We start from the raw sequence: 19,543 nt of genomic DNA on the forward strand, positions 1-19,543 counted from the left end.
TGGATGGTCCTCCACACTGAGTGACCGACCGAAGCGGTGTGGGTCGTGAGGGATTCGCACCCGCGGTGCTTGACACTTTTGAGTTCATGCTGCTGTTCATCCATGCCAAACAGCTAAGGTGCGCGGGGTGCTTTCAGCGTCTCACCAAAAAGTTTGACGGTCAACACGATCACGCCCCGTATTGGCGGACAACCCGGTCCGGCGCGACCTGAGACGGCGGCGCTGCGGCTCCCTCGGGGCCTTCGGGACGTGACGATCACTCTTAGCTGCGGAGCCTGCCACGGCACGGCCTTCTTGGCAACCACCAGCGACTTTCTGCTCGGGGCAGGTGCCAGTGGCATGTCCCTCCGCTTCCGCCTGGGCCGTTTTACAGAAACGGCTCATCGGATGGCGAAGCCGTCGTAACCCCCACGAGGTGTGTCCCAGATCTCGGTGACACCGTCTACGCGGCCGGGCGTGTCGTCGCCCAGGAGCCAGTCGAGGAGTCCCTGGCATCCCTTGCGCGGGCCCTCCGCGACCACTTGCACGCGTCCGTCGTCCAAATTGAGAGCAAAACCACTCAGGCCGCCGATCTCCAGGGCCTTGGCCCGCGTGAACCAGCGGAAACCCACACCTTGGACGCGTCCGCGCACCCAGGCGACCAGTCGTACATCCTCGCTCATGGGTGCAACCTAACCGGCCAATGTCTCTCTGGGCACTCCCTCCCCAGGCGCCATGCGGTACTGTCCGCTGCCAATGAATCTCATACGAAACTCACTCGATGGTGTGGGTTTTGTGACTTTGGTTGACCGGGGGGACGCGTCGACCTCACGCACGAGGACTAGGAAGGCAAGCACATGGGACGCCACCGACGCTCCGCCGCCGGCCGCGCCGCCACGGGCCGCGCCACGGGGGTAACAGCGACACACAGCTCCTACGGGAGCGGTTACGGCCCACAGGACTCGTACAACTTCGCCTCGGTGGGCGCCGCGACCTACCCGGGCCAGGAGGACCCCGACCCCTACGCGCGCAGTGACGCCTACCTGTTCGCGTCGGAGGAGGAGTACGCGCTCTACCGGGGCGAGGGCTACACGCCCGCCGACGGTTCCCGGCGCGGTGGGTCGCACCGCCGGCGCAAGAGGAACCTCGTGACGCCGGTCAAGACCGGTCTGCTCGGGGTCTCTGCGGCCGTCGCGATCGGCACGGCCGCGGTCGCCACCGGTGTGGTGCCCGGCCTGGACAACTACAAGCTCGGCGGCGGCAGCACCACCGGCGGCGATGTGCAGGCGGCGGGCTCGCCGACCAACTCCCCGGCCGAGCAGGGCGGCACCTCCGGCAGCGCCGACAGCCGCGAGGACGGCAGCTCGACGAGCCGGGATGCCGACCGCGCCTCCTCGCCCTCCGCCTCGCCGTCCCCCTCGACCTCGACGCCCACGCCGACCGAGAAGCCGACGAAGAAGCCGGCCGCCCCGCCGAGCAAGAAGCCGAAGACGCCGCCTTCCCAGAAGGAGAAGGAGCCGGCGAAGAAGGAGACCGCCGCGCCCGTGGAGGTTTCGACCGAGGCCGCCGCGGCGGCCGAGGTGCTCAGGCTCGTCAACGCCGAGCGGGCGAACGTCGGCTGCAGCCCGGTCGCCGCCAACAGCGCGCTGGCCGATCTCGCCGCGGCCTTCAGCAAGGCCATGGCCGAGCAGGGCTTCTTCGACCACACCGACCCGAGCGGCGCCACGCCGTGGGACCGGGCCGCGCAGGCCGGGATAACCAGCCTCGGCGGCGAGAACATAGCCCGGGGCCAGTCCGACCCGGCGGCGGTCATGGAGGCCTGGATGAACAGCCCCGGCCACAAGGCCAACATACTGAACTGCGACTTCAAGACGCTGGGCGTGGGTGTGGTCTTCGGTTCGGGCGGCCCCTGGTGGACGCAGGACTTCGGCTACTAGAGGACGCCGCAGCGCATTGCGCTAACTTGCGGTTAGTGCAATCTGTTGGTTAGTGCTGTCTTCCAGTACGCTCGTGATATGGACACCACGCAGCAGCCCCTGGAGGCGCGTGACCTCCCGTACGACGTGTTCGCCAAGGCCTGCCCCTCACGCGGCACGCTGGAGCATGTGACGGGCCGCTGGGGCGGACTCACGCTCGGCGCCCTGTACGAGGGCTCGCTGCGCTTCAACGAGCTGCGCCGCCGGGTCGACGGCGTGAGCGAGAAGATGCTCTCCCAGACGCTCCAGGCGCTGGAGCGCGACGGCCTGGTGCACCGCGAGGCCCAGCCCACCAACCCGCCCCGGGTCGACTACGAACTGACCCCGCTGGGCCGCGAGGTCGCCGAGCGGCTGCTGGGCCTCATCCACTTCGTCGAGGGCCGCATGGACGACGTCCTGGCCGCCCGCGAGCGTTACGACGTGACGCGCGGCGCCCGCTGACACCTCGGGCAGAAGTAGCTGGACCGGTTCATCCAGGGCCGCCGGCGCATCGGCGTACCGCACCGCTTGCACGGCAGCCCCTCCCGGCCGTACGCGTCGAGGGACCGGTCGAAGTACCCGGACTCCCCGTTGACGTTGACGTACAGGCTGTCGAAGCTGGTGCCGCCGACCGCGAGGGCCTCGTTCATCACGTCCCGGACGTGGCTCAGGAGTTCGGCCGTGCGCGGGCGGGTGAAGTTCGCGGTGGGGCGCTCGTAGTGGATGCGGGAGCGCCACAGGGCCTCGTCCGCGTAGATGTTGCCGACTCCACTGATCAACGACTGGTCGAGCAGGGCCCGTTTGATGGTGCTGCGCTTGCGGCGCAGGGCCTGGTGGAAGGCGTCGTCGTCGAAGAGCGGGTCGAGAGGGTCGCGCGCGATGTGCGCGATGACGTCGGGCAGGCCGTCGGGGGTGTTGTCGTGCAACGACAGCCCGCCGAAGGTCCGTTGGTCGACGAAGCGAAGCTCGGTGTCCACCTCGTCGGCGAACCTCACCCGGATCCTGAGGTGCTTCTCGTCGGGCGCGGTATGCGGCTGGACCAGCAGCTGGCCGCTCATGCCGAGGTGGGCCAGGATCGACTGGTCCGTGTCCTCCAGGGGCAGCCAGAGGTACTTCCCGCGGCGGCTCGGGGTGCCGACGCGGCGGCCCTTGAGGCGGTGCGCGAAGTCGTCGGCACCGGCGAGGTGACGGCGGACCGCGCGCGGGTGCAGCACCTCGACCTCGGCGACCGTACGGTGGGGGACCCACCGCGCGAGGCCCCGCCGTACGACCTCGACCTCGGGCAACTCGGGCATGGGGCTCCCCCGTCACGGACCGGTGTATGAACCGAGCGCCCGCCCCGGTGTTCGGGGGCAGGCGCTCGGCTGCGCTGTTCTTCCAGACGCGCTGGGGCTTCCAGGCGTCAGGCGGAGACGGACGACGGACCTTCGTCGTCGTCCTTGGCGGCTTCGACGACGTCGACGGCCTCAACGGCTTCGACGGCCTTTTCGGCTACCGCCTTGGCGCGCTCGTCCGCGGCGGCCCGGATGGACCTCCAGGCGGACTCCGCGGCCTGCTGCTCCGCCTCCTTCTTGCTGCGGCCGGTGCCGGTGCCGTACGAGACGCCTCCGACGCGGGCGGCAGCAGTGAAGGTCTTCTCGTGGTCGGGGCCGGTCTCCGTGACCAGGTACTCGGGCACGCCGAGCCCTTCGGTCGCGGTGAGCTCCTGGAGACTGGTCTTCCAGTCCAGGCCGGCACCGAGGTTGGAGGACTTCTCGATCAGGGGGTCGAACAGGCGGTGCACCAGTTCGGAGGCCGCTTCGAGACCCTGGTCGAGATAGACAGCGCCGATCACCGCTTCCAGGGTGTCGGCGAGGATGGACGCCTTGTCCCGGCCGCCTGTGCCCTCTTCACCACGGCCGAGCCGGATGAAGGAGCCCAGGTCGAGCCCGCGGCCGACCTCCGCCAGTGCGCGTGAGTTGACCACCGCGGCCCGCAACTTGGCCAGTTGGCCTTCGGGCAGGTCGGGGTGGGTGGTGTACAGCGTGTCCGTGACCACGAGGCCGAGCACGGAGTCCCCGAGGAACTCCAGCCGCTCGTTGGTCGGCAGACCGCCGTTCTCGTACGCGTACGAACGGTGGGTCAGCGCACGCACCAGAAGGGCGGACTCGAGTTTGTACCCGAGCCGCCCTTCCAACAGCGTGTGGGACGAGGCCTGATTGTCGCCCGAGTTCTTCTTCGGCGTGGACACAGTGCCTCTCACCAGCCGCTCAGACCTCGAGGACCTGGCGCTTGTTGTAGGTGCCACAAGCAGGGCACGCGATGTGCTGCAGCTTGGGCTCGTGGCAGCGCTCGCACGCAACCAGGGTGGGGACCGCAGCCTTCCACTGCGACCGGCGGTGGCGCGTGTTGCTGCGCGACATCTTCCGCTTCGGAACAGCCACGGCTACTTCTCCTGCTTCTCGTCGACGCCCGGTTCGGCGCCGCTCATCTCGTCCTTCTCGCCGTCTTCGAGTGAACCGGCGAGTCCCTGCAGTGCCGCCCAACGGATGTCGACGGCGTCATGGTGGTGGTCCGGGTCGTCCGTGAGCCGCGCCCCGCACTCGGAGCACAGGCCCAGACAGTCGTCCTGGCACACCGGCTGCATCGGCAGTGCGAGCACTACCGCATCACGCAGCACGGGTTCGAGGTCGAACAGGCCGTCCTCGATGAAGAGCCTGTCCTCGTCTTCCTCGGCGTCGTCGGCCGGTTCCGCTTTCACGCGGCCACGGTCGTCGGCGTCAGGGTACGAGAACATCTCCTGGAAATCCGCTTCGAGCACCAGCTCAAGCGGCTCCAGACACCTTACGCACTCCCCCTTCGCCAGTGCACGGGCGGTGCCTGTGACAAGCACCCCTTCCATGACCGACTCGAGGCGGAGTTCGAGCTCGACCGGGGCGCCTTCCGGCACTCCGATCACTCCCTGGATACCCAGGTCCTTGGGAGCGTCGATCTCACGGGTCAGGCGCTGCAGCGCGCCAGGACGCCGCCCCAGCTCGTGTGTGTCGAACACGAGAGGGTTGCGGTGGTCGAGGCGGGCGTTCAGGGCCATTCCTGCTTTCGATCTTCGAGCTCAGAGGGTCGCCGCCCTTCGGTGCTCCCGGGCAGCGTTGATCGCGGACGTACGCGCGACCGAAGAGCCAGGATACTGGACCTTTCGCTCACGGCCCAATCCGGTGGTCTCTTACTGGCCGCGACCCTGCTCGTAGGCCCTCAACTGCTCCGGTGTGATCATGCCGGTGTCGAAGAGGCTGGTCTCGTCCAGGGCGTAGCCCTGCTGCGACTGGTGGGCCTGTTGGGGCTGTTGGGGCTGTTGGACCTGCTGGGCCTGGTTCGGGTCGTACTGCTGCTGGTCGTATCCCTGGTAGGCGTAGGGATCGGCCTGCTGGTAGCCGTACTGGTCCTGCTGGGCGTAGGGATCGGGCTGCTGCTGATAGGCGGCGTAGGCGTCGCTCTGCTGCTGGTAGCCGTACGCCGGCTGCTGGGCGTAGTCCGGCTGCTGGGCCGGCTGCTCGGACTGACCGCGGGCGGCCTGGGTCCGGGCGTCCTGCTCCGCGAGGGCGGTGAGGTCGGCCAGGTAGTCGGCGTCGCTGGAGTGCTGGACGGTGGAGGTGTCGTCGGCCAGGGCGCCGAGGTCGTCCGTGGCGATACGGCCGTGCAGCTTCTGGCGGCCGCGCCCGACGGCCTCCAGGGTCTTGGCGAGGACCGCCTCGAAGGCGCCGAGCTTGGCGTCGACGTAGGAGTCGGCGTCCTTGCGCAGGGTCTCGGGGTCGTGGCTGCGCTCCGGGGCGTCCTCGTCCTCGTAGCCGTTCTCGTCGAGGCCCGGGCCGGTGCCGAGCAGCTTCTCGCGGCCGCGGCCGACCGAGCCGAGGGTCTTGGTGAGGACGACCTCGAAGTTGGCGAGCTTGGAGTCGACGTAGTCGTCGGCCTCGGCGCGGACCTCCTCGGCCTCCTGGCGGGCTTCGTTCAGGATCCGGTCGGCCTCGGCCTGGGAGCGGCGGGCGACCTCGGTGTCGGAGATCAGGGAGCCGCGCTCGGCGTGCGCCTGCCCGATGATCCGCTCGGCCTCCTGGCGGGCCTGCTCGACCATCTGCTCGCGGTCGCCGATCAGTTCCTGGGCCTGCGCGAGGGAGCCGGGCAGGGCCTGGCGCAGCTCTTCGAGCATCGCGAGCAGTTCGGCGCGGTTGACGATCACCGAGGCCGACATGGGCATCGACCGGGCGCCGGAGACCGTGGAGACGATCTCGTCGAGCTTCTTCTGCACGTCCACCTGTGCTCGCCACTCTCTACAGCTGTGTTGGAGACGGACGGGACGACTGTAGTCCCATCAGTCCTTGCGCAGGCGCTTGTCGAGTGCCTCCAGGACCAGCGGCGGGACCAGGTGGGAGACGTCTCCGCCCCAGGTCGCGACCTCCTTGACGAGCGAGGAGGACAGGAAGCTGTAGGTGGGGTTGGTCGGGACGAAGAGGGTCTCGACGCCTGAGAGGCCGTTGTTCATCTGGGCCATCTGGAGCTCGTAGTCGAAGTCGCTGACCGCGCGCAGGCCCTTGACGATGGCCGGGATGTCGCGCTCCTTGCAGTAGTCGACGAGGAGGCCGTGGAACGCCTCGACGATCACGTTGCCGTACTCGGCGGTGACCGCGCGGATCAGGTCGATCCGCTCGTCGATCTCGAAGAGGCCCTTCTTGGACTTGTTGATCATCACCGCGACGTAGACCTCGTCGTACAGTCTGGAGGCGCGGGAGATGATGTCGAGGTGTCCGTTGGTGATCGGGTCGAACGACCCGGGACAGACGGCGCGGCGCACTTGAGATCCCTCGCTCTCCGGTCCGGTCATCGTGCGTCTTCGCACGTAGAGGCGGCGCGACCGTACCAAAACGTTCCCTCGCCGTAGCGACGGGCCTTGACCGCGTCGAATCCGGGCGGCCACTGGAATTCTCCGCCTCTGGTGCTGCGCTCCACGGTGACGATCGCCTCCGGCGCGAGCCAGTGTTCCGTGCGGAGTGTGAGCAGAATCTCGCGAAGATCGTGATCTGTGACTCGGTAGGGGGGGTCGAGGAAGACGAGGTCGTACGGCTCGGTCGGCGCCCCCGTCCGGATGATCTGTTCGGCTTTGCCGGCGCGGACCTCGGCGCCGGGGAGGCCGAGGTTCCTGACGTTCTCGCGGATGGTGCGGGCGGCTCTGGCGTCGGCCTCGACGAGGAGGGTGTGGCTCGCCCCGCGGGAGAGGGCCTCCAGGCCTACCGCGCCTGAGCCCGCGTACAGGTCGAGGACCCTCTCACCGTCGAGGGGGCCGCCGAGGAGGGACTGCCAGGTGGAGAGAAGACCTTCGCGTGCGCGGTCGGAGGTGGGGCGGGTGCCGGTGCCTGGCGGCACTGCGAGTCGACGTCCGCCGGCTGTGCCGGCGATCACGCGGGTCATCTTTGGTCCTTGGTGTGGGGGACTTCAGGTTCATGGTGAGTGTCTCTCCTTCAGCCCTTTTCCAAGTACTGCTCTCTCTCCTCGTCCAAGAGTGAGTCCAAGGCTGTGCGCAGGCCCGGGAGTCCCGTCAGCTCGGGATCTGCCTCCACCACCGCCGTCGCCTCCTGCCTCGCCTCCGCGATGATCTCCTCGTCCTCGATCACCGCGAGGACCCGCAAAGAGGTCCGGGCACCGGACTGGGCCTGGCCGAGGACATCGCCCTCCCGGCGCTGCTCCAGGTCGATGCGGGAGAGTTCGAAGCCGTCGAGGGTGGCGGCGACCGCGTTGAGGCGCTGGCGGGCCGGGCTGGCCTCCGGCATCTCCGAGACCAGGAGACAGAGGCCCGCAGCCGAACCCCGGCCCACTCGGCCGCGCAGCTGGTGGAGCTGGGAGACGCCGAAGCGGTCGGCGTCCATGACGACCATCGCCGTGGCGTTCGGGACGTTGACGCCGACCTCGATGACCGTGGTGGCGACCAGGACGTGGGTCTCGCCGGCGGCGAAGCGGCGCATGACCGCGTCCTTGTCGTCGGGGTGCATACGGCCGTGCAGCACCTCGACGCGCAGGCCGTGCAGCGGGCCCTTCGTGAGCTGGTCCGCCACGTCGAGCACCGCGAGCGGCGGGCGCTTCTCCGCCTCGTCCTCCGGGGACTTCTTCCTGGCTGACTTCTTGGGGTCGTCCTCCTCGTCGCCGATGCGGGGGCAGACGACGTACGCCTGGTGGCCGTTCTCCACCTCCTCGCGGACCCGCTCCCAGGCGCGGGCGAGGAAGTGGGGCTTGTCGGCGGCGGGGACGACATGGCTGGCGATGGGTGAGCGGCCGGCCGGGAGCTGGTCGAGGACGGAGGTCTCCAGGTCACCGAAGACCGTCATGGCGACCGTGCGCGGGATGGGGGTGGCCGTCATGACGAGGAGGTGGGGCGGCTGCTTTCCCTTGCCGCGCAGGGCGTCCCGCTGCTCGACCCCGAACCGGTGCTGTTCGTCGACCACGACCAGGCCCAGGTCGTGGAACTGCACCTTGTCCTCGATCAGCGCGTGCGTGCCGATCACGATCCCGGCCTCACCGGTGACCAGATCGAGCATCGCCTGCCTGCGCGCGGCCGTCCCCATCGACCCGGTGAGCAGGACGACCTTGGTGCCCTGCTCGGATCCGCCCAGCATCCCGCCCTCGGCGAGCTCGCCCATCATCTCGACGATCGAGCGGTGGTGCTGCTGCGCGAGCACTTCGGTGGGCGCCAGCATGGCGGCCTGCCCGCCGGCGTCGACGACGGCGAGCATGGCACGCAGGGCCACCAGGGTCTTTCCCGATCCGACCTCGCCCTGCAGCAGCCGGTGCATCGGATGGTCCGTCGCCAGGTCGTCGAAGATCTCCTTGGAGACCTTCTGCTGCCCGTCCGTGAGGGTGAAGGGCAGTCGGTCGTCGAAAGCCGAGAGCAGGCCGTCCGGAGCGGGTTTCCTCGGTACCGCCGGGAGTTGGGCGTCCGCGTGCCGGCGGCGCGCCAGGGCCACCTGGAGGACGAAGGCCTCGTCCCACTTGAGGCGGGCATGGGCGTCGGCGATGTCGGCCTTGGTGTGCGGGCGATGGATCTTGAGGAGTGCCTCGGGGAGGGGGACCAGGCCGCGACCCTCGCGGAGGGACTCCGGAAGGGGGTCGGCCGCCTCCTGGGCGCTCGGCAGCACCGTCTGGATCGCCTTGCCGATCTTCCAGGACTCCAGTTTGCCGGTGGCGGGATAGATGGGGATCAGGGCGCCCGCCCAGGTCTCCACTGTTTCCGCCGCCTCGTCGTCGGCCCCGCGCAGCAACTCGTAGGCCGGGTGTGTCAGTTGGAGGCGGCGGTTGAAGAGGGAGACCTTGCCGGCGAACATCGCGCGGGTGCCCGGCAGGAGCTCCTTGTGGGGCTTGTGCACTCCATGGCCGAAGAAGACCAGTTGAAGGCGGCCACTGCCGTCCGTGATGGTGACCTCCAGCCGCTGCCCTTTGCCGCGCGGCGCCTTGGCCGAGGCGAAGGTGTGCAGACGGGCGTCGGCGACCTGGGCGACCACGGTGACGTGCTCGTCCATGGGCAGGTCGGCGAGGTGGGTCAGCTGCCCCCGCTCCTCGTATCTGCGCGGGTAGTGGTGCAGGAGGTCGCCGACGGAGTGCAGGCCGAGATGCTCGGCCATCACCTTCGCGGTGGCGGGGCCGAGCACCTTCTTCAGTGGTTCTTCCAGTGCGGGCACGAGATCCATTGCACACCACACCACTGACATTGCCGTATACATACCGGGAAACCCCTGGTCAGACGGCTGGTTGGGGACTTAGGATGGCGCGCTCCGGCCATCTCCGCGGATCCCCGCCCCACTCGGGACCGCCCGACCCCGCGCCGCGCGAACGTTCCTCCCACCGGCGCTGCGACGATGGATTCCCAGACCTCACAGTCATCACAGACACCCCAGGTACCTCAGCAACCTCATACGTTCCAGGTCGACCTGCGCGGTCTGGTGGACCTCCTCTCCCATCACCTCTACTCCAGCCCCAAGGTCTATCTGCGCGAACTGCTCCAGAACGCGGTGGACGCGATCACGGCCCGGCGGGCCGAACAGCCGGACGCCCCTGCCCGAGTGCGGTTGTACGCCGAGAACGGCGCCCTGAGGGTCGAGGACTCCGGGATCGGGCTCACCGAGGCGGACGTGCACGACCTGCTGGCCACCATCGGACGCAGCTCCAAGCGGGCCGAGGGACTTCAGGAGGCCCGCTCCGACTTCCTCGGCCAGTTCGGCATCGGTCTGCTCGCCTGTTTCGTGGTCGCCGAGCGGATCCGGGTGGTCAGCCGCAGCGCCCGTACGCCGGACGCGCCGCCCGTGGAGTGGACGGCCAGCGACGACGGTTCGTACCGGGTGCGGACGCTGCCCTCCGACGCCCGTCCGGAGCCGGGGACCACCGTGCACCTGGTCGCGCGGGCGGGCGCCGCCGAGTGGCTCACTCCGGAACGAGTCCTGCGGCTCGCGCGGGACTTCGGCTCCCTGCTGCCGTACGACGTCCGGGTCGGCGACGAGGCGGTCACCGACCTGCCCGCCCCCTGGGACCGGCCCTACCCCTCCCCCGCCACCCGCAGGGTGGCCCTGGCCCGGCACTGTCACGAGCTGTTCGGCTTCACCCCACTGGACTCGATCGAGCTGAACGTGCCGCTCGCCGGGATCCGGGGTGTGGCCTACGTCCTTCCGTCGGCGGTCAGCCCCGCCCAGCGGGCGACTCATCGCGTCCATCTCAAGGGCATGCTGCTGACCGAGCGGGCCGAACAGCTGCTGCCGGACTGGGCGTTCTTCGTGCGCTGCGTCCTGGACACCGACAGCCTGCGGCCCACGGCCTCGCGCGAGTCGCTGTACGAGGACGAGACGCTGGCCGCCGTACGGGAGGCACTCGGGGAGAGGATCCGGTCCTGGCTGACGGGCCTCGCCGCCGGGGACCCGGAACGGCTCGCGGCATTCCTGGCCGTGCACCACCTGGGCGTGAAGTCGCTCGCCCGGCACGACTCGGACATGCTGCGCACGATGCTGCCGTGGCTGCCCTTCGAGACGACCGACGGGCGGCTGTCCCTGGAGGAGTTCGCGCAACGGCACCCGGTGGTGCACTTCACGCGGACCGTCGAGGAGTACCGGCAGGTCGCGCCGATCGCCTCCGCGCAGGGCGTCGGGGTGGTCAACGGCGGTTACACGTACGACAGCGAACTGGTCGAGGCGCTGCCCTCGGTACGGCCCGGAACGGTCGTCTCCGAGCTGGACACGGACACCGTCACCGCCCACCTGGACCTGGTCGACCCGGCCGAGGAGCTGGCACTCGCCGGTTTCCTGGCGGCCGCGCGGGCCAGGCTCGATCCGCTCGGCTGTGACGTGGTCCTGCGTGCGTTCCGGCCGCTGTCCGTGCCCGCGCTGCACCTGGACGACCGGGACGCACGGCATGAGCAGGCGCGGGCGGAGGCCGAGGACCGGGCCGACGACCTGTGGGCGGGCATCCTCGGCTCGCTGCGCGGCAGCGCCCCCCGCGCGCGTCTGGTGCTGAACCATCTCAACCCGCTGGTACGGCGGATCGGTTCGCTCGGCGATCCGGAACTGATCGGCACCGCCACCGAGTCCCTGTACGGGCAGGCCCTGCTGATGGCCCAGCGCCCGCTCAGGCCCGCGGACTCGGCCTTGCTGAACCGGGCCTTCATGGGCCTGCTGGAGTGGGCCACGAACGGCGAGGAGGGCCTGTGACGAGCGGGACCGACGGGATGGACGGCAACCACGGGATCACGGGCTTCGACGCGCTGCGCCGGGCGATGGCGGAGAACGCCGAGGAGCCGGAGGGGCCCGCCCGCAACGCCCGCGCGGAGCAGCTGCTCGCCGAGGCCGAGAAGCTGAACATCCCGCTCGCGGTGATCGAGGCGCTCGGACACCAGCTGAAGGTCTACAACTACAGCTCCGAGAAGGCAAAGATGTTCGTCCCCTTCGCGCGGCTGCTGCGCATGTGGGACGAGCGGCCCGAGGACTTCGACGAGTACGAGACGCACTCCCTGCACTGGGTCTTCAAGTGGATGACGACCGGCATGCTCGACCAGCCGCACATCCCGCTCACCGCCATGGAGAAGTGGCTCGGCGAGATGGAGCACCGCTACCGGCTGGCCGGGCACTCCGAACGGGCCGTGCGCAGCGCCGAGTACAGCGTGGCCGCGCATGTCGGGGACCTGGCGCGGGCCGAGCGTGCGTACGCCGCGTGGCTGGCCGCCGACCGGGACGCCATGGCCGACTGTCACGCCTGCGAGCTGCACGAGCAGGGCTGGTGGCAGGCGCAGCGCGGGCGGGACGAGGAGGCGCTCGAGCTGTGGGCGCCGGTCCTGGAGGGCGAGTTCACCTGCGCCCACGAGCCGCACGCGGTCCTCGCCTCCTCGCTGACGCCGCTGCTGCGGCTGGGCCGCCTCGACGAGGCGCGCGCCAACCATCTGCGGGGCTTCCGGCTCGTGCGGTCCATGGAGAGCATGCGCAGCGCCTACGCGGACCATGTCGAGTTCTGCGCCCTCAGCGGCAACGAGGCGCGCGGTCTGGAGCTGCTCGCGGAGCGTCCCGCGTACTTCACGGACGACGGTCATCCGCGCAGCAGGCTGGACTTCACGGCCGTGGTGGCCCTGCTCATGGACCGGCTGACCGAGCTGGGCCCGGGCGACCGGCCGGTGCCGGGGCCCGCGGGCCGGTCCTGGACCGCGGCCGAACTCGCCGCCCACGCGCGCGCGGAGGCCCTCGCGCTGGCCGCCCGCTTCGACGAGCGCAACGGCACGGCCCATGTCAGCGAGCGGGCACGCGCGCGTATGGCTCAGCGCCCGCTGGTGGAGCGGCTCCCGCTGGGAGTACGGGCGGTTCGGACGGCCGCCGCTGCCGCGGTCGTGCCACCGGTCGCGGTGCCTGCTCAGGAGCCCGGTCTGCCCGCGCTGATCGCCGAGGCACGGCGGTTGTCGGACACCCTCCAGCCGAACGCCGTCGAGGCGTGGGCGGCGGTCGCGCGGGCCGCGCGGGGCGTCGATCTCGACCCCCGCGACCGGGCGGAGATCGCCGACCACGAGGCGATGGACCGGGGTCCCGAGGGAACCGAACTGTTCGAGCGGGCCGCCGAGTTGTACGCGGAGGCGGGCGACCTGGGCGAGTCGCTCGCGGCACGCGCGCGTGGCGCCTACATACGCGCGCTGGCGGGCGAGGTGGACGAGGCGCTCACCATGGTCGCCGGGCTGTACGACGAGGTCCTCGCGCTCTACTCCGCGGACGACACGGGCGTACGGCAGACGGCGTCGGTGCTGATGTCCCGGGCGCGCATCCTGATGCGGCGGGTGCACGAGGCCGAGGAGGACGCGCTCCTCTCGGAGGCGGAGCAGGCCGTGCGGGAGGTGCTCGCCCTCGTCGAGGGACGGACCGGGGACGACGTGCGGCTCGCCGCGCGGGTCGCCGAGGCGCAGGCGATGCTGGCGGAGCTGGCCTCGCGGGCCGGGGACGTGGAGTCGGCCGCGGAGCTGTTCACGTGGGCGGCGGCGGGGTTCGTGGAGGCGGGCCTGCCGTGGTTCGCGGTGGAGTACGAGGCCCGGCTGGCCGGGCTCCTGCACCACCTGGGCGATCCGGCCGGCAGCGAGCGGGCGCTGCGGGCCGCCCTGGAGCACGGCGGCCCGCACCTGGAGGCGATCGGGCGGGCCCAGCTGCATCTCCAGCTCGCGGAGGTCGTGGGCGGCCGGGGTCTCGACGAGGAGGCGGCCGAGCACGCCCTGGAGGCCGCTCACTGGGCTGACGAGGCCGGGGAGGGCCCGACGCTGGGTGCCCTGGCCCGGCACCAGCTGGGCGGGTTCCTGCTGCGGCAGGGCCGGTGGGCCGAGGCCGCCGAGGTACTGGAGTCGGCGCTGCCCGACCTGAGCGCCGAGACGCACGGCGACGGGGCGGTCGTACAGACGCAGTGGTGGCTCGGCGACTGTCTGAGCGAGCTGGGCGAGCACCGGGAGGCAGCCGAACGGCGCCTGCAGGCCGCCGAGATCGCCCGGCGCTGGCCCGAGCAGCACGACCACGCGACGCTCGCCCACCTCGCCGCCGAATCCCTCGGGGCCGCGGGTCTGCCCGCAGAGGCGGACCGGGCGTACGCGCGCGCGGGCGGCCTGTGGCGTGAGCTCGGCAACGTCCACGGGCTGATCCGCTCCCTGCGCGCCCGCGGGTGGCTCGCGCTGCGTGCCGAGGACGGGGCGGACGCGGCACGGGAGTTGATGACGGAGGCGGTCCGGGAGTGCGAGGTCGCGCTGGGTGAGACGCGGGTCGAGGACGCGGCGTGGCAGCGGCTCGTCGGCGAACTCGGGCACACTCACCGGCAGTTCGGGGACCTGCTGGCCCGCTCCGTGCCCGAGGACGCCGACGACGACGCGATCCGTGCGGTGCTGGAGGAGTCGCTGGCCCAGGTGGTGGAGGCGATCGTGGTGTTCGCCTCGCTCGGGGACGACGCCCTGGACGCCCGCACCGGTGCCGAGCTCGCGGCGGGCTGGCTGGCGGCGGACCTGAGCCGGCCGGCGGAGGCGGCGGCACGCGCGCGTGCGGTGCTCGAGGCCTATGGCGGCACGGACGGCTCCGGCGAGGCTCGCGACGACGAGACGGCGCGGACCCGGCGGGCCGAGGCCGAGCAGATGCTGGGGCTCATGGAGGAGCAGGACGGCTGAGCGCCCAGGGGTGCTATTCGACCCCGATGAGCAGCACGGCTCCCTGCCGTCCGCCCCGGTACACCACCGTGTCGACGGCGAGGTAGGACTCCCGTACGCGCGTCTCCAGATGGTCGGCGACCGCCGCGGGGGCCTCGTCGCCGAGGACCAGGGTGACCAGCTCGCCGCCGGCCGAGAGCATGCGGTCCAGGACGGTCTCGGCCGTGACGGTGACGTCCGAACCGATCACGGCCACGTCCCCGTCGATGAGGCCGAGGACGTCACCGGCCTGGCAGATGCCTGCCATGGTCCAGGACTGGCGTTCGGCGACGGCGACCTCGGCGTAGCGGGTCGCGCCGGCCGCCGAGGTCATCTGGACGACGTCCTCGTCGAACCGGCGTTCCGGCTCGTGCACGGCGAGCGCGGCGATGCCCTGGACCGCGGAGCGCGTCGGGATCAGCGCGACGCGAATGCCCTCCGCGCGGGCCTGGTCGGCCGCGGCGGCCGCGGTGTGGCGCAGATCGGCGTCATTGGGCAGCAGCACGACCTCGTGCGCGTGGGCACGCCGTACGGCCTCCACGAGCTCCCCGCTCGCGGGCGGCTCCCCGGGGCGGGCGAGCACGGTGGTCGCGCCGGCCTCGGTGTACAGCCCGGCCAGGCCCTCGCCGGGCACGACGGCGACGACGGCCCGCTGGGCGCGCTCGCGGGGCTGCCGTTCGGCGCCGGTGGTGTGCACGTCACCGACGCCGAAGTGCGTGATGCGGACCCGGTACGGCCGGCCGGCCTCGATGCCCGCCTCCACGGCGGCCCCGGCGTCGTCGACGTGCACATGGACGTTCCACAGGCCGTCGCCGCCGACCACCACGAGCGAGTCCCCGAGACCGTCGAGCCGCTCCCGCAGCCGCGCGACGGCCGTGTCGCCGGCCTCCAGGAGGTAGATCACCTCGAAGGCGGGGCCACCGGTGCCCGGGGTGTCGGCGCACTCGTCGGGGGCGGCCGTGGCGGCTTCGGCGGAGACTGCTTCCGGAAACGTCCCGCGCACCACCGGCACCGCGCTGGGCGCCTCCCCCGTGAACGTCTCCACCAGCGCCCCCAGCACCGCCACCAGTCCCCGCCCGCCGGCGTCCACCACCCCGGCCCGCTCCAGGACGGCCAGCTGGCCGGGTGTCGCGGCGAGGGCGGCGCGCGCACCGTCGTAGGCGGCCCGGGCGACCGTCCCGCAGTCGCCCTCCGCCGCCCCGGCGGCGTCGGCGGCGGCCGAGGCGACCGTGAGGACCGTGCCCTCGACCGGGTGGGCCACGGCCTGGCGAGCGGAGTCGGCCGCGTGCCGCAGGGCGAGCCGGAGTCCCTCGCCGTCCGTGTGGGCCGTCCCACCGTCGGCGGCCAGCACCTGGGCCATGCCCCGCAGCAGCTGGGCGAGGATCGTGCCCGAGTTGCCGCGGGCGCCTATGAGGGCTCCGTGCGCCATCGCGCGCGCGGCGTCGGCCAGTGCCGGTTTCTCCGAGCCATGGGCGTCGTGGCCCTCGAACACGGCTTCCACGGCCGCGACCGCGGACTCCGCCGTCAGATACAGGTTCGTGCCGGTGTCCCCGTCGGCGACGGGGTAGACGTTGATCGCGTCGATCTCCTCACGCGCCCGGCCCAGCGCCCGCAGCGCGAGACCGCACCAGGTGCGCACCGCGAGAGCATCGAAGAATGTCTGCGGCACATACGCCACCTGCGCCTCCTCGGGCTGCTGGACTGGACGCAGCGTAGACCCCGGGCGGGCGTCCACCGGAAGAGGGCCGGGAGCGAGTGCCTGGTCAACCATGGTAGTTTCGTTCTACTGGCGCAGTCGTTGTATGCTGCTCCGGTTGCCCGATCCCGATCGGGCCATTCCCTCCTGGCAGTGCCACTCAGATCTCTGATCCTACGATCTCGATCCCGGCTTGCCGGGAATCCGACCGTAAGTGCATCTGAAGTCTTTGGAGTGACCCGTGGCTGCCAACTGCGACGTCTGCGGCAAGGGGCCGGGCTTCGGCAACAACATCTCGTTTTCGCACCGCCGTACGTCCCGTCGCTGGAACCCGAACATCCAGCGCGTCCGTACCGTGGTCGGCGGGACGCCGAAGCGCGTGAACGCTTGCACCTCGTGCATCAAGGCCGGCAAGGTCTCGCGCTGACGCACAGCTAAGCGCGCGGCCACTGCTGGTTCGCTGCACTGAGCCGGTCCACCGAGAGGTGGGCCGGCTTTTTGCCGTGTCCCGGTACTCCGCGCCCGCGTACTACCGGGACCGCCATCCATGATCCACGGGACCGATCCCGTCGCCGAGCGCGAAGCCGGCGGCGATCGCCCCGGTGACGTACTCCTTGGCGGCCGCCACCGCCTCCGGCACGGACTGTCCCTTCGCGAGCTGCGAGGCGATCGCGGAGGCCAGGGTGCAGCCCGTGCCGTGCGTATGCCGGTTGTCGTGGCGCGGCGCGCGCAGCCAGTGCTCCGCACGGCCGTCGGTGAGCAGGTCGACGGCGTCGCCGGTCAGATGGCCGCCCTTGATGAGCACCCACGTCGGTCCGTACGACAGCACCGCCTCGGCGGCCTCTCGCATACCGGACTCCGCGTCGACCCGGACACCGGTGAGTTGCGCCACCTCGTCGAGGTTCGGGGTGGCGACGGTGGCGACCGGGAGCAGCCTCGTGCGTACGGACTCCAGGGCGGACGTGGCCAGCAGCGAGTCCCCGTGCTTCGAGACGCCGACCGGATCGACCACGGCCGGGGCGTCCGTGGCTGCGAGCAACTCGGCCACCGCCTCGACGAGTTCGGCCGAGGCGAGCATCCCGGTCTTCACGGCCTGGACGCCGATGTCGTCCACGACACTGCGGTACTGGGCCCGCACCGCCTCGACGGGCAGCTCCCAGGCGCCCTGTACACCGAGGGAGTTCTGCGCGGTGACGGCCGTGACGACACTCATGCCGTGCACGCCGAGCGCGAGCATGGTCTTCAGGTCGGCCTGGATTCCGGCGCCTCCGCCGGAGTCGGAGCCCGCCACCGTGAGCACCAGGGGCTTCACGACTCGATGTCCCCGCCGAAGTGGTCCCAGCCGCCCTTGCTCGTCCAGGGCGCCCCGTCGACCGTCACCTGGGGCAGCGCCGAGGGGTTGAGGACCTCGCCGATCACCTTCCAGCGGGCGGGGAGCTTCACGTCCGGCGGGAAGGTCGCCACGATCGCGTGGTCCTCTCCCCCGCTCAGCACCCACTGCATGGGGTCGACACCGACGGCCTGTCCGATGTCGTTCATCTGGGTGGGGATGTCGATCGCGCCGGAACGGATGTCGATGCGGACCTTGCTGGCCTCGGCGATGTGTCCGAGGTCGGCGATCAGCCCGTCGCTCACGTCGCACATCGCGGTCGCGCCGAGCGCCGCGGCGGCCGGGCCCGCGTGGTACGGCGGTTCGGGGCGCCGGTGCGCCTCCACGAACGCGCGCGGCGAGCGGAAGCCGCGGGAGAGCACCGCGTACCCGGCCGCGGACCAGCCCAGCCAGCCGGTCACCGCGACGAGGTCACCGGGCTGGGCGCCGGCCCGGGTCACCGGCTCCTGGCCCCGCAGATCGCCGAGGGCGGTGATGGAGACCATGATCGCGTCTCCCCGTACGACGTCCCCGCCGACCACCGACGCGCCCGCGACCTGGCACTCGTCGCGCAGACCGTCCATGAGCTCCGAGGGCCAGGTGACGGGGAGTTCGGCGGGCACGACCAGGCCGAGCAGCAGGGCGGTCGGCACGGCACCCATGGCGGCGATGTCCGCGAGGTTCTGCGCGGCCGCCTTGCGGCCGACGTCGTAGGCCGTGGACCAGTCGCGGCGGAAGTGCCGGCCCTCGAGAAGGATGTCGGTGCTCGCCACGACCCTGCGGTCGGGCGCGGCGACCACCGCGGCGTCGTCGCCGGGACCCACCCGGACCGCCGGGGTGGTGGTGAGACGGGAGGTGAGCTCCCTGATGAGCCCGAACTCGCCGAGCTCACCAACAGTGCCCTTCATTGCCCTTACGCCCCTTCTGTGCCGTGCCGTGCCCGGTCGCGCGTCATCAGTGTCCTCGATACGGTCGAGGGGACCGTGAACTTCTGTCGTGTCCGCACCCGGCACGGGCGTCCACGCCCCCGCGGGTCTCCCCGCGACGAGCGGCGACGCGATACCGTGGCGTTCCTTTTCCCCACATGATCCTCGTGGCCGCCCTGGAGGTTCCGTGGTACAGGCGTACATCCTGATCCAGACGGATGTCGGCAAAGCGTCGACCGTCGCCGAGACGATCAGCAAGATCCCTGGAGTCATCCAGGCCGAGGACGTGACAGGACCGTATGACGTGATCGTCCGTGCCCAAGCCGACACCGTGGACGACCTGGGCCGCTTGGTGGTCGCCAAGGTCCAGCAGGTGGATGGCATCACCCGTACTCTGACCTGCCCGGTCGTCCATCTGTAGCCCCCGTCTACCCTTGGCCGGTGAACTTCTTCCGTCACCGGCGCCGTACTGTCCTCGGGCCGCCCGCGTTCGCCCTGCTGATCACGGTCGCGGGCTGCTCCTCCGCAGACGACAGCGCGTCGGCGGCGGTTCCCTCGCCGGGGGCGGGCGTCACGAAACTCTGCCGAGAACTGGACCGGGTACTGCCGTCCAAGGTCGACGACCAGGACCGTCGCGATCCCGAGCCCGCGTCCGCGCTGACCGCGGGCTGGGGTGACCCGGCGATCATACTGCGGTGCGGTGTCGAGCGGCCCTCGAAGATGGACGACCCGGAGGCCGACGGGGTCGAGGCGAACGGGGTCGGCTGGCTGCTGGAGAAGCAGGACGACGGGTCGTTCCGGTTCACCACGACCTTGCGGAAGGCGTACGTCGAGGTGACGATCCCCGAGGAGCGCACCGGCGACGGCCTGGCGCCCCTGGTGGATCTGGCGTCCGGCATAAAGAAGGCGATCCCCGAGGGGATCGCCGACTAG

The 19,543-nt window shown here is 71.0% G+C and carries 18 protein-coding genes and 1 pseudogene; 7 read left to right on the forward strand and 12 right to left on the reverse strand.

The features are described 5' to 3' along the window. Nucleotides 1–380 precede the first annotated feature (380 nt). Nucleotides 381–662 (reverse strand): acylphosphatase, encoded by a 282-nt coding sequence (locus ACIBJB_RS29805; RefSeq protein ID WP_057616505.1) that lies wholly within the window; start codon nt 660–662, stop codon nt 381–383. Nucleotides 663–836: 174 nt separating this feature from the next. On the opposite strand from ACIBJB_RS29805, the gene ACIBJB_RS29810 reads away from it, so the two are divergent. Next, nucleotides 837–1,916: a CAP domain-containing protein gene (locus ACIBJB_RS29810; RefSeq protein WP_398934949.1), complete on the forward strand. Its 1,080-nt coding sequence runs from the start codon at nt 837–839 to the stop codon at nt 1,914–1,916. Nucleotides 1,917–1,994: 78 nt separating this feature from the next. Beyond that, complete coding sequence (locus tag ACIBJB_RS29815) at nt 1,995–2,396, forward strand: helix-turn-helix domain-containing protein (RefSeq protein ID WP_280862381.1); 402 nt, start codon at nt 1,995–1,997, stop codon at nt 2,394–2,396. Here the strand turns inward: ACIBJB_RS29815 and mutM are convergent. From mutM to recG, 8 genes and pseudogenes are all read right to left on the reverse strand, one after another. Further along, on the reverse strand, nt 2,369–3,229 hold the full coding sequence (gene mutM / locus ACIBJB_RS29820) for a bifunctional DNA-formamidopyrimidine glycosylase/DNA-(apurinic or apyrimidinic site) lyase (protein WP_398934952.1): 861 nt from the start codon (nt 3,227–3,229) through the stop codon (nt 2,369–2,371). The genes ACIBJB_RS29815 and mutM overlap by 28 nt on opposite strands. A gap of 107 nt (nt 3,230–3,336) precedes the next feature. Beyond that, the gene (gene rnc, locus ACIBJB_RS29825; protein ID WP_398935172.1) at nt 3,337–4,164 is read right to left on the reverse strand and encodes a ribonuclease III; all 828 of its coding nucleotides are present in this window, start codon (nt 4,162–4,164) and stop codon (nt 3,337–3,339) included. Nucleotides 4,165–4,183: 19 nt separating this feature from the next. Further along, complete coding sequence (gene rpmF / locus ACIBJB_RS29830; protein WP_006139588.1) at nt 4,184–4,357, reverse strand: 50S ribosomal protein L32; 174 nt, start codon at nt 4,355–4,357, stop codon at nt 4,184–4,186. A 2-nt stretch (nt 4,358–4,359) separates the two neighbouring features. Beyond that, nucleotides 4,360–5,004 (reverse strand): YceD family protein, encoded by a 645-nt coding sequence (locus tag ACIBJB_RS29835; RefSeq protein ID WP_398934954.1) that lies wholly within the window; start codon nt 5,002–5,004, stop codon nt 4,360–4,362. A 132-nt stretch (nt 5,005–5,136) separates the two neighbouring features. Then, entirely contained in the window at nt 5,137–6,222 is a 1,086-nt protein-coding gene (locus ACIBJB_RS29840) for a cell division initiation protein (RefSeq protein WP_398934956.1), read from the reverse strand. A 57-nt stretch (nt 6,223–6,279) separates the two neighbouring features. Next, entirely contained in the window at nt 6,280–6,759 is a 480-nt protein-coding gene (gene coaD, locus ACIBJB_RS29845) for a pantetheine-phosphate adenylyltransferase (protein ID WP_398935174.1), read from the reverse strand. A gap of 26 nt (nt 6,760–6,785) precedes the next feature. After that, nucleotides 6,786–7,379, reverse strand: a pseudogene (gene rsmD / locus ACIBJB_RS29850) (16S rRNA (guanine(966)-N(2))-methyltransferase RsmD); the annotation flags it as partial. A gap of 44 nt (nt 7,380–7,423) precedes the next feature. After that, nucleotides 7,424–9,640 carry an ATP-dependent DNA helicase RecG gene (recG, locus tag ACIBJB_RS29855; protein ID WP_398934958.1) on the reverse strand — a complete coding sequence of 739 codons (2,217 nt, stop codon included), beginning with the start codon at nt 9,638–9,640 and terminating at the stop codon, nt 7,424–7,426. A gap of 168 nt (nt 9,641–9,808) precedes the next feature. Between recG and ACIBJB_RS29860 the strand changes: the two genes are divergently transcribed. Further along, nucleotides 9,809–11,644, forward strand: a complete 1,836-nt coding sequence (locus ACIBJB_RS29860; protein WP_398934960.1) for an HSP90 family protein — start codon at nt 9,809–9,811, stop codon at nt 11,642–11,644. A 17-nt stretch (nt 11,645–11,661) separates the two neighbouring features. Beyond that, a complete protein-coding gene (locus ACIBJB_RS29865; protein ID WP_398935176.1) occupies nt 11,662–14,601 on the forward strand; it encodes a tetratricopeptide repeat protein in 2,940 nt (979 codons plus the stop codon). Between the two features lie 13 nt (nt 14,602–14,614). On the opposite strand, the gene ACIBJB_RS29870 is transcribed toward ACIBJB_RS29865, so the two are convergent. Continuing rightward, a complete protein-coding gene (locus ACIBJB_RS29870; protein WP_398935178.1) occupies nt 14,615–16,297 on the reverse strand; it encodes a DAK2 domain-containing protein in 1,683 nt (560 codons plus the stop codon). 259 nt (nt 16,298–16,556) lie between these two features. On the opposite strand from ACIBJB_RS29870, the gene rpmB reads away from it, so the two are divergent. After that, a complete protein-coding gene (gene rpmB / locus ACIBJB_RS29875; protein ID WP_009190838.1) occupies nt 16,557–16,742 on the forward strand; it encodes a 50S ribosomal protein L28 in 186 nt (61 codons plus the stop codon). 102 nt (nt 16,743–16,844) lie between these two features. Here the strand turns inward: rpmB and thiD are convergent, their stop codons facing one another. Both thiD and ACIBJB_RS29885 read right to left on the reverse strand, forming a co-directional pair. Beyond that, on the reverse strand, nt 16,845–17,627 hold the full coding sequence (thiD, locus tag ACIBJB_RS29880; protein WP_398934962.1) for a bifunctional hydroxymethylpyrimidine kinase/phosphomethylpyrimidine kinase: 783 nt from the start codon (nt 17,625–17,627) through the stop codon (nt 16,845–16,847). Further along, nucleotides 17,624–18,592, reverse strand: a complete 969-nt coding sequence (locus ACIBJB_RS29885) for a thiamine-phosphate kinase (RefSeq protein WP_398934964.1) — start codon at nt 18,590–18,592, stop codon at nt 17,624–17,626. The genes thiD and ACIBJB_RS29885 overlap by 4 nt, the downstream gene beginning before the upstream one ends. A 205-nt stretch (nt 18,593–18,797) precedes the next feature. On the opposite strand from ACIBJB_RS29885, the gene ACIBJB_RS29890 reads away from it, so the two are divergent. Together ACIBJB_RS29890 and ACIBJB_RS29895 are read left to right on the forward strand one after the other, a co-directional pair. Beyond that, nucleotides 18,798–19,031, forward strand: coding sequence for an Lrp/AsnC family transcriptional regulator (locus ACIBJB_RS29890; RefSeq protein ID WP_057616476.1), 234 nt, complete (start codon nt 18,798–18,800; stop codon nt 19,029–19,031). 20 nt (nt 19,032–19,051) lie between these two features. After that, the gene (locus ACIBJB_RS29895; RefSeq protein WP_398934967.1) at nt 19,052–19,543 is read left to right on the forward strand and encodes a DUF3515 domain-containing protein; all 492 of its coding nucleotides are present in this window, start codon (nt 19,052–19,054) and stop codon (nt 19,541–19,543) included.

This window comes from Streptomyces sp. NPDC050759 (assembly GCF_044456945.1).
Lineage (GTDB): Bacteria > Actinomycetota > Actinomycetes > Streptomycetales > Streptomycetaceae > Streptomyces.